Below are 13,369 nucleotides of genomic sequence, written 5' to 3'. Positions count from 1 at the left end.
TCCAGGTCTACCAGGGGGTCAGACGCGCTCGACGATGGTGGCCACGCCCATGCCGCCGCCCACGCACAGGGTGATCAGGCCGTACCGGAGGTCGCGCCGCTCCAGCTCGTCGACGACCGTGCCGAGCAGCATCGCGCCGGTGGCGCCGAGCGGGTGGCCGAGGGCGATGGCGCCGCCGTTGACGTTGACCTGGTCGGGCCGGAAGCCGAGTTCGCGGATGAAGCGCAGGGCGACGGCCGCGAAGGCCTCGTTGATCTCGACCAGGTCGATGTCGGCGGCGGTGAGCCCGGCCTTGGCGAGCGCCTTGCGGGTGGCCGGGGCGGGGCCGGTGAGCATGATGGTGGGCTCGGAGCCGGAGACGGCGGCGGAGACGATCCGGGCCCGCGGGCGCAGCCCGTACCGCTCGCCGACCTCGCGGTTGCCGATGGCGACGAGCGCGGCGCCGTCGACGATGCCGGAGGAGTTGCCGGCGTGGTGGACGTGGTCGACGGCCTCCACCCAGTGGTACTTCTGCAGGGCGACGGCGTCGAATCCGCCGGCCTCGCCGATGGCGGCGAAGGAGGGCTTGAGGCCGGCCAGGGTCTCCACGGTGGTGCCGGGGCGGATGAACTCGTCGCGCTCCAGCACGACCAGGCCGTTGCGGTCGCGCACCGGGACGACCGAGCGGTCGAACAGGCCGTCCGCCTGGGCCTTGGCGGCGCGGGCCTGGGACTCGGCGGCGAAGGCGTCCACGTCGGTGCGGGAGAGGCCCTCGAGGGTGGCGATCAGGTCGGCGCCGATGCCCTGCGGGACGAAGTTCGTCTCGTAGGAGGTCATCGGGTCGGCGAACCAGGCGCCGCCGTCGGAGCCCATCTTGACACGGGACATCGACTCCACCCCGCCGGCCAGGACGAGGTCCTCCCAGCCCGAGCGGACCTTGGCGGCGGCCAGGTTGACGGCCTCCAGTCCGGAGGCGCAGAAGCGGTTCTCCTGGACGCCGGCCACCGTGTCGGGCAGGCCGGCCGCGATGGCGGCGATCCGGGCGATGTCCGAGCCCTGGTCGCCGATCGGGCTGACCACGCCGAGCACGATGTCGTCGACCGCGGCCGGGTCCAGGTCGGGGAACCGGCGGCGCAGTTCGTGGATGAGGCCGACGACGAGGTCGATCGGCTTGGTGCCGTGCAGCGAGCCGGTGGCCTTGCCCCGGCCGCGCGGGGTGCGGATCGCGTCGTAGACGTACGCTTCGGTGGTCACGGTGGAGAGCCTTTCGGGGGCAGCTTTCGGGGGGTGGCTTCCGGGGCGGGCGGGTCCGGGCTCGGGCTCGGGCTCGGGCTCGGGCTCGGGGCGGGTGCTCAGCCGAGGATGGAGCGGCCGACGATCTCCTTCATGATCTCGGTGGTGCCGCCGTAGATGGTCTGGATCCGGCCGTCGGTGAACGCCCGGGCGACCGGGAACTCGCTCATGTAGCCGTAGCCGCCGTGCAGTTGGAGGCAGCGGTCGGCGGTGCGCTTCTGCAGCTCGGTGGCCCACCACTTGGCCATCGAGGCGTCCGCCGGGGTGAGCGCGTAACGGTTGTGCTCGGTGATGCAGCGGTCGACGAAGGCCCGGGTGACGGCGCACTCGGTGGCGAGCTCGGCGATCTCGAAGCGGACGTGCTGGAGCTTGGCGAGCGGGCGGCCGAAGGCCTCGCGCCGCTTGACGTGGTCGGTGGTGATCTCCACCAGGTACTCGGCCCCGGCGATCGCCGCGGCCGCGATGGTCAGCCGCTCCTGGGCGAGGTTCTGCATCAGGTGGACGAAGCCGCCGTTCAGCTCGCCGAGCAGGTTCTCCTTCGGCACCCGGACGTCCTGGAAGAACAGCTCTGCGGTGTCCTGGGCCTTCTGGCCGATCTTGTCGAGGTTGCGCCCGCGCTCGAACCCCGGCATCCCGCGCTCGACGACCAGCAGGCTCAGCCCGTGCGCGCCGCCCTCCGGGGTGGTGCGGGCGACCACGATCACCAGGTCGGCGAGGATGCCGTTGGAGATGAAGGTCTTCGCGCCGTCGAGCAGGTAGTGGTCGCCCTGGTCGACCGCGCGGGTGCGGATGCCCTGCAGGTCGGACCCGGTGCCGGGTTCGGTCATCGCGATCGCGGTGATCAGCTCGCCGGTGCAGAACCCGGGCAGCCAGCGGCGCTTCTGCTCCTCGGTGGCGAGCGAGGTGAGGTAGGGGCCGATGATGTCGTTGTGCAGGCCGATCGCCAGCCCGGAGGCGCCGGCCCGGGCGAACTCCTCGGCCAGTACGGCGGCGTAGCGGAAGTCCGCGGCGCCGCCGCCGCCGAACTCCTCGGGCACGGCCGTGCCCAGCAGGCCCTGGCGGCCGGCCGCGAGCCAGGCGGAGCGGTCGACGATGCCGGCCTTCTCCCAGCGGTCGTAGTGCGGCAGCACCTCCTTGGCGAGGAAGGCCCGCACGACCTGCCGGAAGTCCTCGTGCTGCTCGGTGTAGATCTCGCGCTGCAACGCTACGCTCCCTGTCCTGTCTCGGAATCGGGTGCCGCCGTCCCGGAATCGGCTGCCGCGGCCCCGGCGTCGGGCGCCACGGCCCCGGCATCGGGTCGCGCCGCCTCGGCATCGGGGGCCACGGCCCCGGCATCGGTGGCCGTCGGGCGGAGCGAGGGCACCGCCCAGTCGCGCGCCACCTCGGCGGTGTCGGCGCCCGGCCGGGCGGGCGGGCGGCGCACCGCGCCCGGGGTGGCGGAGAACCGCGGGGCGGGGGCGGGCTGGGTGACCCCGTCCACCTCCAGATAGGTGCCGCGGGCCACCAGGTGCGCGTCCGCGGCTGACTGACGCATCGTCAGCACCGGCTCCACACAGGCGTCGGAGCCCGCGAAGACGGCCTCCCACTCGGCCCTGGTGCGGGTGGCGAAGCGGGCGGCGATCAGGCCCCGCAGTTCGGGCCAGCGGGCCGGGTCGTGCTGGCCGGGGGCGTCCGGGCCGAGCTCCAGCAGCCGGGCGAACTCGGCGTAGAACCGCGGCTCCAGCGCCCCCACCGCCACGTACCCGCCGTCCGCCGCCCGGTAGACCGCGTAGAACGGCGCACCGCCGTCCAGCAGGTTCACCCCCCGGCGGTCCTGCCAGTGGCCGGCCGCGAGCAGGCCCCAGAGCATGCTCGACAGGTGCGCCGCGCCGTCCACGATCGCCGCGTCCACGACCTGGCCGGCGCCGGTGGCGCGGGCGTGGTGCAGGGCGGCGAGCAGGCCGACGGCGAGGTAGAGCGAGCCGCCGGCGTAGTCGCCCAGCAGGTTGGCCGGGATGCCGGGCGGCTGGTCCGGCCCGCCGGGCGCGGCGACCACCCCGAGCACCCCGGCCACGGCGGCGTACCCGAGGTCGTGGCCGGCCGCGGCGGCACGCGGCCCCTGCTGCCCCCAGCCGGTCATCCGCCCGTACACCAGGGCGGGGTTGCGGGCCAGGCAGGCGTGCGGGCCGACGCCGAGTCGTTCGGCGACGCCGGGGCGGTACCCCTCGATCAGCAGGTCGGCCCGTTCGACCAGGTCGAGCACCCGGCCGGCGCCCTCCGGGGACTTCAGGTCGATCAGCACCGAGCGCTTGTTGCGGTTGGTGACGTCCCGGGCCGGGTCGATCCCCAGCGGGGACGGGTCCGGCCGGTCGACCCGCACGACGTCGGCGCCGAGGTCCGCCAGCAGCATCGCCGCGAACGGCCCCGGCCCGATCCCGGCGAGCTCGACGACCCTGACCCCCGCCAAGGGACCGGCCCCGGTGCCCGGCGGAGTGCTCGTGTCACGCACTGGCTGCAGACCCTTCGGGGTTTGACAGTAAAGCTGTAACACTCGCGATGATAGGGAAGCGACCCGCCGGTAACAAGACCCCCGCGGGCCGGGCGACGGCCGGGGTGACCGCCGGGGCGGTGGTCCGACGACGGTACGGCGACGCGCTCCGGGACCAGGCGGCGACGGTACGACGACGCCGAGGCGACCGACCCGGAACCGACCGGCCCGGACCCGACGGGCCTAGAACCAGGGGGCGGCCGCCGCGGTCAGGGCCTGCAGGGCCGCGGTCAGCGCCGTGGCGGCGCCCAGGGCACCGGTCAGGGTGAAGACCGCGCGCCTGATCCGCCCGGCCCCGGCCCCGCTCCCGGCCCCGCCGGCCCCCGCCGCGTCGGCGACCTCGGCGAGGGCCTCACCGGCCACGTCCGCCGCACCCGGCGGCAGCTCCCCCGGGGCGAGCGCCCGCAGCTGCGCCCGCAGCGCCTCCACGGCGTCGAGCAGGGCGCGCAGTTCCGGCGCCTCGCCCGGGGCCGGGGCGCCCTGCTGGTGGGTGTACTCCGCGCGGGCGTGGCCGCCGCTCTGCACGATGCCGGTGACGTTCCCGGTGATGCTGATCCCGGTCCCGCCGTCGGACGCGTTCGCCATCTCGGTCGACTCCTCTGCTCTTCGGGTGGTCCGGTCCGGGGTCGTCCCGGGCCGGAACGCTCTGGGGTGGCCCGCGGTGTCACCGGGGCGCAGTCCTGCCGGGGCGCAGTCCTGCCGGGGCCCGACCCTGGCGGGGCTCAGTCCGGCCGGGGGCTGCCGACGCGCGGCGCGGGGGTGGCGATCGGCTGGTACCAGGCGGCGGCCGACTCCCCGCTCTGCACCACGCCGTGCACGTCGCCGTGCACCTGCACCCCGTGGTTGACCACCACGTTCTGGAGCGCCCGCGCCCCCTCCGTCCGGTAGCCGTGCTCGCGCAGGCACTCCTGGACGGCCGTCACGATCCGGGCCCGGACGCACTTCAGGTACCGCTGGACGTCCATCTCCTGGAACAGCTGCTGGTACGCGGGCTCCGCGCCCAGCTCCCGGACGGACAGCGCGGGCCCGTGGTCGACCAGCCGGTTCTCCCGGCACATCCGCGCGTACCAGGCGGCGTTGCGCACGGCGGCCCGGCGGCTGCGGGCCGCGCGGCGCACCACCCCGGCCGAGCCCGCCACCAGGGCGGGCAGCGACAGCAGCGCCGCCGCGGCGAGACCGGTCCACTCGGCCGCCCCGGTGGCCGGGGTGGCGGTGTCGATCGCGTGGTAGGCCCGGGCGACCGGCGGGAGCACGAAGGCCCGGCTCTCCAGGAACAGCTGCCCGCCCTGGAGTTGGGCCCGGACGAACACGGTGACGACGATCTCCTCGTGCCAGCCGGACACCCGCACCGCGAGGAAGTGCCGCAGGCGTTCCTCGGCCGCGAGGTCGACGCTCTCCACCCACCAGCCCGCCGGGTCCCGCAGGCCGCGGTTCAGGGCGGCGGCGCAGCGGGCCGCGTAGGGCGCCAGGGCCGCGAAGGCGGTGCCCGGGCCGTGCCCGCACCAGTCGCCGGCCGGGCCGAGGCGCTTGCCGCTCTTGAACACCAGGTCGTCCACGGCGATGCCGTGCAGGCGGTCGCCGGGGTAGGCCGGGGCGCCCGCCGCACCGAGCCGGGCGAGCTCGGTGCGCAGCCGGGCGTGGACGGCCGGGGCGGTCAGCGGTGCCCGGGCGGCGTCCGGACCTGCCGAGGGGCCCGCCGAGGGGCCTACCGAAGGACCTGCCGAGAAGTCGGCCGGGTCGCCGGCCGTCGGGTCGGGCACCAGCTCGTCGGCGAAGGACCAGTGGTCGACCTCGATCCCGGCGCCGACGAAGGGCGCGTAGTCGCTGTAGACCACGTCGGGGTCGGCCTGCTGCCGGGCGAGCCGCCGGTAGAGGTCCTGGTGGGCCGGGTCCGGGTCCTCGGGGGCGGCGGCGCGGCCGGTTCCGAGGTCGTGCAGGGTCAGTTCGAGGCGCCGGTGGCCGGCCAGGGCCACCGCGAACCAGACCGCGACCAGTCCGGCGATCCACGGCCACCCGATGGCCGCGGCCGAGGTCAGCGCCCAGCCGACGGCCAGCCAGTTGCCGAGCCGGCGGCGCCCGGGCCGCCCGGACCGGACCAGCCAGGCCGCGACCAGCGCCAGCGGGAGGGCCAGCTGCAACAGCCAGATCCGCAGCAGCGGGTCGAGCGCCCCGGCCGGGCCGCCCTCCGCCACGGCGAGGACGGCGCAGACCGTGAGGACCGGCACCACGGCCGCCGCCAGCAGGACCAGCACCGCCCGGGCGACGGCTTGGCGCCGGGCGGCGTAGCACTCCGCGAGCACCGCCACCAGGTCGACCCCGGGGGTCGGCGGCGGCACCCGGTAGGGGTGCTCGGCCAGCTCCTCGATCACCGCGTCGCGGAAGGCCGGATCGAGGTGGGCACCCGCCCGCAGGTAGGCGGTGGCGTCGCCGCGGGGCGTCCCGGTCTGGGCCTGGATGAGCTGCTGGAGCGGGTCCACCGCCGGGACGCCGGGCGGCGGCGGGGGTGTCTGCGGCCGCCGGGGCGGCGGTACCGGTGCGGACGGCTCGGTCATGGCGGGTCCCCTCCCGTCGACTGCGGATCCCCGCACCCGCGCCGGCCGGCGCGGGTGCGGGTGCGGTGCGCTGCGCCCGCCGGCCCGTACGGTGCGCCGACGGGCGCGCGCCGCGCGTGCGGGTTCCTGCGGTGCGCGTGCGGTTCGTACGGTGCGCGTGCGGATCAACGAGCCTCCCCCGGGCCGGGAGGAGGGGCGCGCGGGAAGATCCCCCGGGAGGGGGAGGGCGACCCTTCACCGGGTTGACGTGGCGCCCCCGGGCGGGGCGCGACCGTGGAACCCATGAGGACCTACGAGAACGCGGTGCGGGCGGGGGCGGCCTGGGTCGCCGTCCTGGCGACGGTGCCGTACCTGACGCTCAAGACGCTCTGGCTGACCGGCCATCCGGTGGGCGCCGACGACCCGGCCGCCCTGGACGCGCTCTGGCTGGTGAACCTGCTCACCTTCGGCATGGACGCCGTCGCCCTGGCCCTGGCCCTGGCCTTCGTCCGGCCATGGGGCCGGCGGGCGCCCGCCGGGCTGGTGGCGTTCCCGATGTGGGTCGCCACCGGACTGCTCGGAACCATCCTCGTCGCGCTGCCGCTGCTCCTGCTGAGCACCCTGCTGGCCGGCCCCGCTCCGGAGAGCCGCCAGGACGGCCCCGACGGGCTCGGCGGCTGGGTCTTCGGGGTGGTGTACGGCGGGTTCGCCGTCCAGGGGGTCGCCCTGCTCACCGCCTTCGCGCTGTACGCCCGGCGGCGCTGGCCGGGCCTGCTGCGGGAGCGGATCGGCGACCTGCCCGACTCCCCCACGCTGACCGTGCAGCGCACGCTCGCCTGCGCCGCCGCCCTGCTCGCCCTGGGCGTCGCGGCGGCCCGCACCTACTGGGCCTGCGGCGGCACCGCCGGGCTGCCGACGACCATGGCCGAGGACCACAACCGGGGCGTGGCGGTGATGGAGGGGGTGACCGCGGTGATGGCGGTGGCCGCCGTCGGCGCGCTGCTGGCCCTCGTGTTCCGGGCCGGGCCGCGGCGGCGGCTGGTCGGGCCGCTGCTCGTGGCCTGGACGGCCTCCGGCTCGCTGTTCGGCTGGGGCGGCTGGCAGGTGGTGGCCTTCGGCGCGACCACGACCAGGGTGACGGACCTGGGCAAGGCCGTTCCCGGGCTGATGCCGCTGGTGCAGGCCGCCCAGGTGGTGACGGGGCTGCTGGTCCTGGTGGTGGGCGCGGTGGCGCTGGTGGAGCGGGCGGCGGCGCGACGGGTGGCGGCGGGTGCGGCCGGTACGGCCGGTACCGGGCCCCGGCCCGGGCGGATGGCTCTCCCCGGAGCGGCCGCTGACGTAGAGTCGCCCGGGTGAACACGGGGGTGGGCAGCCGGATCCGGCGTGCGGCCGGGGCCGGGTTCGGCCGGCGGGCGCGACTGCGCTGGACGCACCTGGTGCTGGGCGGCGCCCTGCTGATGCCGTACTGGATGCTCTCGGTGGTGCTGTTCGGGGCGCTCAACCCGGCCCAGGGGCACCTGCGCCAGGTGCTGTTGCAGATCGCCTCGCTGTTCACCTCCCTGCCGATGGCCGCCGTCACCGCGCTGGTGCCGACCGTCCGCCCGCTGGAGGGGGCCGCGGCGCGGGCGCTGTGCGCGGCGGAGCGGCCCGAGGAGCTGGCGACCGGTCCGTCCCGCTCGTGGGCGGCCCGCCGGCGCACCGCGCTCTGGTACGTGCTGCACCTGTTCTTCGGCGGGGTGGTCTCCGGGATGACGCTCGCCGGGGTGCCGTTCGCGGTGGTGCTGATGTTCTCCTTCGGCGGGGCCGCGGACCTCGCGCAGTACTGGGAGAACCGTTTCCCCGGCTGGATGCTCACCGGGCCGGCGCTGGGCCTCGCCGTCCTACTGCTGATCGTCGTCACCAACGCCGCCTGCGGCGCGCTGCTGGCCCGCTGGGCCCCCGTCCTGCTCGGCCCGACCCCGGAGGAGCGGCTGGCCGCGGCCGAGCGCCGGGCCACCGTACTGGCCCAGCGCAACCGGCTGGCCCGCGAGCTGCACGACTCGGTCGGCCACGCGCTCAGCGCCGTCGGCATCCAGGCCTCGGCGGCCGCCCGGGTGCTGCGCAGCGACCCGGACTTCGCGGCCGAGGCGCTGCAGGCGATCGAGGAGACCGCACGGGCGGCCGTCGCCGAGCTGGACACCGTGCTCGGGCTGCTGCGCGAGGAGGACGCCGCCGGACCGGCCGGCCCCACCCTCGGCGGGCTGGACGACCTGCTGCGCCAACTGGCCCGCACCGGCGTCACGGTGTCCGCCGACCTGGCCCCCGGCCTGGCCCGGCTGCCGGCCGGGGTCTCCCGCGAGGCCTACCGGATCGTGCAGGAGGGCCTGACCAACGTGCTGCGGCACGCCGGGCCCGCACCGGCCGGGCTGCGGGTGGCGCTGGCCGGGGGCCGGCTGGAGATCGAACTGACCAACCCGCTGGGCACCGCCCGCCCGAGCCGCCCCGGCGGCGGGCGGGGGCTGCGCGGGATCGGGGAGCGCGCGACGGCCCTGCGCGGCGGCAGCACGGCCGGGCCCAGCGCGGACGGGACGACGTGGCGGCTGGCCGTCTGGCTGCCGGTGGGAGGAACAGCAGGATGAACGAGTACGACCGCGACGGGCACCGCCGCGACGGGGGCGTCCGCCAGGACGGCCAGCACCGCGACGGCCAGCACCGCGACGGGCACCACCGCGACGGGGGTGCCGGCGGCGGGACCGTCCGCGTGGTGATCGCCGACGACGAGCGGCTGGTGCGGGCCGGCCTGCGGGTGGTGATCGACGCCGAGCCGGACCTCACCGTGGTCGGCGAGGCCGCGGACGGCGCCGAGGTCGTCCCGCTGGTGCGCGAGCTGCGACCGGACGTGGTGCTGATGGACGTCCGGATGCCCGGCATCGACGGCATCCGGGCCACCGAGCAGCTGGTCGGCGGGATGGCCGAGCCTCCGCGGATCCTGGTGGTCACCACCTTCGAGCACGACGACCACGTGTACGACGCGCTGCGGGCCGGCGCGGCCGGGTTCCTGCTCAAGCGGGCGCGGGCCGAGGAGATGGTCCAAGCGGTGCGGCTGGTCGCGCGCGGCGACTCGCTGCTCTTCCCGGCGGCCGTCCGCGAACTCGCGCTGCGCCAAGGCGCGGAGTCCCGCCGGGCCGCCGCCCCGGAGCGCGGGCCGATCGGCCGGCTGACCGAACGGGAGGGCCAGGTGCTGCGGTTGATGGCCACCGGCCTCAACAACGGCGAGATCGCCCGGGAGCTGGTGGTCAGCCAGGAGACGGTGAAGACGCACGTGGGCGGCGTGCTCGCCAAGCTCGGTGCCCGCGACCGCACCCAGGCGGTGATCGCCGCGTACGAGTCGGGCTTCGTGCTGCCGGGCTGAGGACACCTGCCGGTGAGCGGACCGCCCGGGCCGTCCGGTCACCGGCAGGGACGTTTCTTCCGTCCGGCCGCTACCTGCGAGTAGAGTGCGGGATTCCCCCGCAACCGCCCGATACCTCCCGTATCGCCTGGAACGAACTGGTGGCCGCATGACTGTCCGGACCCGCCCCGCGCTCTGGTGGCGCATGGGAATCGTGCTCTCGGCGGGCCTCGGCCTGACCCTCGGGACGGCGCCACTGGTGTACTTCACCGTGCAGAGCAACGTCATCGTGCTCGGCTACTTCATCGGCGCGGTGTACTGGATGACCGAGCGCGGCACCGTGGACGCGCCCGCGCCCCGGCTGCGCGGCGCCGCCACCCTCTACATCCTGATCACCGGGCTGGTCTCGCACATCCTGCTCCAGCACGGCGCCAACCCGCTGCCCGGGCTGGTCGACGGGCCGGACCGGCTCGCCCACTGGTCGTCCTTCTTCCTGCACTACGTCACGCCGGTGATGGTGATCGTCGACTGGCTGGTGCTGAAGCCGCGCAACGCGGCGGCCTGGAAGGACGTCCCGTTGTGGCTGGCGTTCCCGCTCGGCTACGCCGCGATCGTGCTGACCCGCAACGCGCTCTTCGACGACTACCCGACGCCCTACCCCTACTTCTTCTTCGACCCCACCACCAAGGGCTACGGCTACGTCTGGGGCCAGATCGCCCTGCTGACCGTCGAGTTCACCGTGCTCGCGGCCGCCGTGGTCGGCCTCGACCGACTCGGCACCCTGGTGGCCGCCAGACTCCGGCCCGCCCGGGCCTAGCACGCCCGCCCGGGCGCACCGGTCCCCGCCCGACGACGGCCGCGAGCGGCGACCGGCCTCAGATCCGCCAGGCGCGGATCCGGTCGGCCGCCGCGTACACGTCCGCCCGCCCCTCGGCGACGTCCCTCGCCAGCTCGACCAGCGCCCCGTACGGCGGGTCGACGCCCTCCCCGGCCGCGTGCATGTACGCGGCCGTCGTCATGCAGGCGTACAGGTTGTTGCGCACCGGCAGCGGCCGCAGCAGCACGATCGTGTGCATCAGGGTGGCCGCGCACCAGGCGGCGTCCGCGTCGTGGCCGAGCTGGGCGGTGTTCACCCGGTGCCGGGCGACGGCGGCCTGCAGCGCCGAGTAGTCCCGCACGCTGAGGTCCTCGGGCGAGGCCAGCTCCTGGACGTCCAGCAGCCAGCGCAGGTCGACGTGGAGCAGCGCCCGCTCCGCACCCCTGCCGTTCACGCGGCGGGCGCGTCCTCCGGGAACGCGGCGTCGAACTCGGCCCGGTGCGCCTTCCAGAACGCCACCGCGTGGTCCACGAACACCCGCCGCTGCTGCTCCCGCACGCTCAGGTCGTGGACGTAGGCCTTGACGCTCTTCCCGTCGGCGGCGGCGGCCTCGCGGATCGCGGCGAGCTCGTGCTCCGTGTACTCGATGTTGAGCGCAGGCATGGCGCCGATGGTACTGGAGCACACCGGAGTTGGGTACCGAACCGGCCCCGCCGCCGGAGCCCGCCGGAGCCCGCGACAGGGCCCACGGGCTCCGGCCGGGCGCCCCGCCACGGCGCCGCCGGGGAGCCGGCCGTGCCCGGGGCACGGCCCGGGCACGGCCGGCGGTGGCACCGCACCGGCGCCGTCACATCGGGTCCACCGCCCGCAGGTCGCCGTCCAGCTCCAACCACCTGGTCGGGCCCAGGCCGCGCAGGAACGGCAGGTCGTGGCTGGCCACGATCAGCGCGCCCCGGTAGGCGGCGAGCGCCTCGGTGAGCTGGCGGACGCTGGCGAGGTCCAGGTTGTTGGTCGGCTCGTCGAGCAGCAGCAGCTGCGGCGGCGGGTCGGCCAGCAGCAGGGCGGCCAGGGTGGCCCGGAACCGCTCGCCCCCGGAGAGGGTGGCGGCCCGCTGGTCGGCCCGGCCGCCGCGGAACAGGAAGCGCGCCAGCCGGGCCCGGATCGCGTTGTCCCCCGCCGAGGGGGCGAAGGACTTGACGTTCTCCACCACGGTGAGCCCGTCGTCCAGCAGGTCGAGCCGCTGCGGCAGGTGGCGCAGCGGCACCGGGGTGGTGATCTCCCCCTCCAGCGCCGCGAGTTCGCCCGCGACGGCTCGCAGCAGGGTGCTCTTGCCCGCGCCGTTGCGGCCGACCAGGGCGACCCGCTCGGGGCCGCGCAGATCGAGGTCGGCGGTGATGCCGTGCGGCAGCCGGACCTTCTGCAGGGTGAGCACGGTGCGCCCGGCCGGGACGGCGGTGCGCGGCAGGTCGATCCGGATCGCGGCGTCGTCGCGGACGGCCTCCTCCGCGGCGGTGAGCCGCTGCCTGGCCTCCTCCAGGCGTTCGGTGTGCATGCCCTGGAGCCGCCCGGCCGTCTCCTGGCCCTGGCGTTTGAGCTTGCCCGCGACGATGTGCGGGTCGTTGCGGGCGATCGAGCGCTTCCTCCCGTAGCTGGCGCTGCGCTCGAGCCGGACGCGGGCCTCGGTGAGGTCCCGCTTCTGGCGCTGGACGTCGGCCTCGGCGTTGCGCAGGAGCCGCTCGGCCGTCTCCTGCTGGGCGGCCAGGGTGCGCTCGTACGCGGCGAAGTTGCCCCCGTACCACGTCACCGCGCCGTCCCTCAGGTCGGCGATCTGGTCGACGTGCTGCAGCAGTTCGCGGTCGTGGCTGACGATCAGCATGACGCCGTGCCAGCCCGCCACCGTCTCGTAGAGCCGCTCCCGGGCGGCCCGGTCGAGGTTGTTGGTGGGCTCGTCCAGCAGCAGGACGTCGGGGCGGCGCATGAGCAGCGCGGCGAGGCGCAGCAACACGGCCTCGCCGCCGGAGAGTTCGCCGGTGGTGCGGTCGAGGTCGAGCCGGTGCAGGCCGAGCCGGTCGAGGGTGGCGCGGGCGCGCTCCTCGACGTCCCAGTCGTCGCCGACCGCGTCGAAGTGGCGCTGGTCGGTGTCGCCGGACTCGATGGCGTGCAGGGCCTCGCGGGCGGCCCGGACGCCGAGCGCCTCGTCCACCCGCAGCCCGGTGTCCAGCGTCAGGCCCTGCGGGAGGTGGCCGAGTTCGCCGTCGACCCGGACGGTGCCGCCGGTCGGGGTCAGCTCGCCGGCCAGCAGCCGCAGCAGGGTGGACTTGCCGGCGCCGTTGAGCCCGATCAGGCCGGTGCGGCCGGGGCCGACCGCGAGGTGGAAGCCGTCCAGGACGGGCTTGCCGTCCGGCCACTCGAAGGACAGGTCGGTGCAGAGCACGGCGGTGGTGGGTTGTGCCATGAAGGGACTCCCGGATGGTTGCCGAAGGAAGGGGGAGCAACACGGGGAGACACCGCGGGTGCGGGCCGCTACGGCCGGGGGGAGTCGCCGGAGGTCGGCCGCGCGTCCAGGAGGACGCGCGGGGACCGGGCTCGCCAGGGGGCCGTGACCGAGGTCGCACACTCGCGCACCGCACGGCAACAGGCCTGCGCGGCGGGGGCGGTGTCCCGGGACCTCAGTAGAGCAACGGCCTTCTCCTTGTCTGGCTGGTGGCTCGGACCACGCTACGCACGCCGCCGGACGCGGACAACCGGTTTTCGGGCGCCGGAGGAGGGCGGGTGCCGATCCGGTGCCGATCCGGTGACGGCTCCGTCCCAGCCCGGGGCGGGCGTAAGGAGGTCCTTATCCGCATGGCAGA

General features: G+C 75.8%; 12 protein-coding genes. 4 read left to right on the top strand and 8 right to left on the bottom strand.

The window, feature by feature from the left end; translation table 11 throughout:
- Positions 1–18 precede the first annotated feature (18 nt).
- The 5 genes from AB0N04_RS28495 to AB0N04_RS28475 form a co-directional block, all read right to left on the bottom strand.
- Positions 19–1,233, bottom strand: coding sequence for an acetyl-CoA C-acetyltransferase (locus tag AB0N04_RS28495; RefSeq protein ID WP_360214150.1), 1,215 nt, complete (start codon positions 1,231–1,233; stop codon positions 19–21).
- A 98-nt stretch (positions 1,234–1,331) separates the two neighbouring features.
- On the bottom strand, positions 1,332–2,474 hold the full coding sequence (locus tag AB0N04_RS28490) for an acyl-CoA dehydrogenase family protein (protein WP_360214148.1): 1,143 nt from the start codon (positions 2,472–2,474) through the stop codon (positions 1,332–1,334).
- A gap of 2 nt (positions 2,475–2,476) precedes the next feature.
- On the bottom strand, positions 2,477–3,718 hold the full coding sequence (locus AB0N04_RS28485; protein WP_360214146.1) for a CaiB/BaiF CoA-transferase family protein: 1,242 nt from the start codon (positions 3,716–3,718) through the stop codon (positions 2,477–2,479).
- A gap of 264 nt (positions 3,719–3,982) precedes the next feature.
- The gene (locus AB0N04_RS28480; protein WP_360214144.1) at positions 3,983–4,384 is read right to left on the bottom strand and encodes a DUF5955 family protein; all 402 of its coding nucleotides are present in this window, start codon (positions 4,382–4,384) and stop codon (positions 3,983–3,985) included.
- Positions 4,385–4,521: 137 nt separating this feature from the next.
- Positions 4,522–6,351 carry a hypothetical protein gene (locus AB0N04_RS28475; RefSeq protein WP_360214142.1) on the bottom strand — a complete coding sequence of 610 codons (1,830 nt, stop codon included), beginning with the start codon at positions 6,349–6,351 and terminating at the stop codon, positions 4,522–4,524.
- 282 nt (positions 6,352–6,633) lie between these two features.
- Here AB0N04_RS28475 and AB0N04_RS28470 point away from each other — a divergent pair, with 282 nt between their 5' ends.
- The 4 genes from AB0N04_RS28470 to AB0N04_RS28455 all read left to right on the top strand — a co-directional run bounded on the left by AB0N04_RS28470 (position 6,634) and on the right by AB0N04_RS28455 (position 10,517).
- Positions 6,634–7,686, top strand: a complete 1,053-nt coding sequence (locus AB0N04_RS28470; protein ID WP_360214140.1) for a hypothetical protein — start codon at positions 6,634–6,636, stop codon at positions 7,684–7,686.
- On the top strand, positions 7,683–8,948 hold the full coding sequence (locus AB0N04_RS28465; protein ID WP_360214138.1) for a histidine kinase: 1,266 nt from the start codon (positions 7,683–7,685) through the stop codon (positions 8,946–8,948). The genes AB0N04_RS28470 and AB0N04_RS28465 overlap by 4 nt, the downstream gene beginning before the upstream one ends.
- Positions 8,945–9,721: a response regulator transcription factor gene (locus AB0N04_RS28460; protein WP_360214136.1), complete on the top strand. Its 777-nt coding sequence runs from the start codon at positions 8,945–8,947 to the stop codon at positions 9,719–9,721. The genes AB0N04_RS28465 and AB0N04_RS28460 overlap by 4 nt, the downstream gene beginning before the upstream one ends.
- 148 nt (positions 9,722–9,869) lie before the next feature.
- Positions 9,870–10,517: a Pr6Pr family membrane protein gene (locus tag AB0N04_RS28455; protein ID WP_360214134.1), complete on the top strand. Its 648-nt coding sequence runs from the start codon at positions 9,870–9,872 to the stop codon at positions 10,515–10,517.
- Positions 10,518–10,575: 58 nt separating this feature from the next.
- Here the strand turns inward: AB0N04_RS28455 and AB0N04_RS28450 are convergent, their stop codons facing one another.
- The 3 genes from AB0N04_RS28450 to AB0N04_RS28440 all read right to left on the bottom strand — a co-directional run bounded on the left by AB0N04_RS28450 (position 10,576) and on the right by AB0N04_RS28440 (position 12,972).
- Positions 10,576–10,971, bottom strand: a complete 396-nt coding sequence (locus AB0N04_RS28450) for a toxin Doc (RefSeq protein WP_360214132.1) — start codon at positions 10,969–10,971, stop codon at positions 10,576–10,578.
- Positions 10,968–11,180 (bottom strand): hypothetical protein, encoded by a 213-nt coding sequence (locus AB0N04_RS28445; RefSeq protein WP_360214130.1) that lies wholly within the window; start codon positions 11,178–11,180, stop codon positions 10,968–10,970. Before AB0N04_RS28445 ends, AB0N04_RS28450 begins: the two co-directional genes overlap by 4 nt.
- Positions 11,181–11,364: 184 nt before the next feature.
- Complete coding sequence (locus AB0N04_RS28440) at positions 11,365–12,972, bottom strand: ABC-F family ATP-binding cassette domain-containing protein (protein WP_360214128.1); 1,608 nt, start codon at positions 12,970–12,972, stop codon at positions 11,365–11,367.
- Between the last annotated feature and the right edge of the window lie 397 nt (positions 12,973–13,369).

The organism is Kitasatospora sp. NPDC051702, assembly GCF_040681575.1.
Lineage (GTDB): Bacteria > Actinomycetota > Actinomycetes > Streptomycetales > Streptomycetaceae > Kitasatospora.
Note: the sequence above shows the minus strand (reverse complement) of the source record. Positions and strands in the feature narration are given on the sequence as shown.

Bases quoted from the DNA above. Each gene is read 5' to 3' on its own strand.
- AB0N04_RS28440 (WP_360214128.1), bottom strand. From the start codon at position 12,972: ATGGCACAACCCACCACCGCCGTGCTCTGCACCGACCTGTCCTTCGAG.
- AB0N04_RS28480 (WP_360214144.1), bottom strand. From the start codon at position 4,384: ATGGCGAACGCGTCCGACGGCGGGACCGGGATCAGCATCACCGGGAAC.
- AB0N04_RS28475 (WP_360214142.1), bottom strand. From the start codon at position 6,351: ATGACCGAGCCGTCCGCACCGGTACCGCCGCCCCGGCGGCCGCAGACA.
- AB0N04_RS28460 (WP_360214136.1), top strand. From the start codon at position 8,945: ATGAACGAGTACGACCGCGACGGGCACCGCCGCGACGGGGGCGTCCGC.
- AB0N04_RS28455 (WP_360214134.1), top strand. From the start codon at position 9,870: ATGACTGTCCGGACCCGCCCCGCGCTCTGGTGGCGCATGGGAATCGTG.
- AB0N04_RS28445 (WP_360214130.1), bottom strand. From the start codon at position 11,180: ATGCCTGCGCTCAACATCGAGTACACGGAGCACGAGCTCGCCGCGATC.
- AB0N04_RS28470 (WP_360214140.1), top strand. From the start codon at position 6,634: ATGAGGACCTACGAGAACGCGGTGCGGGCGGGGGCGGCCTGGGTCGCC.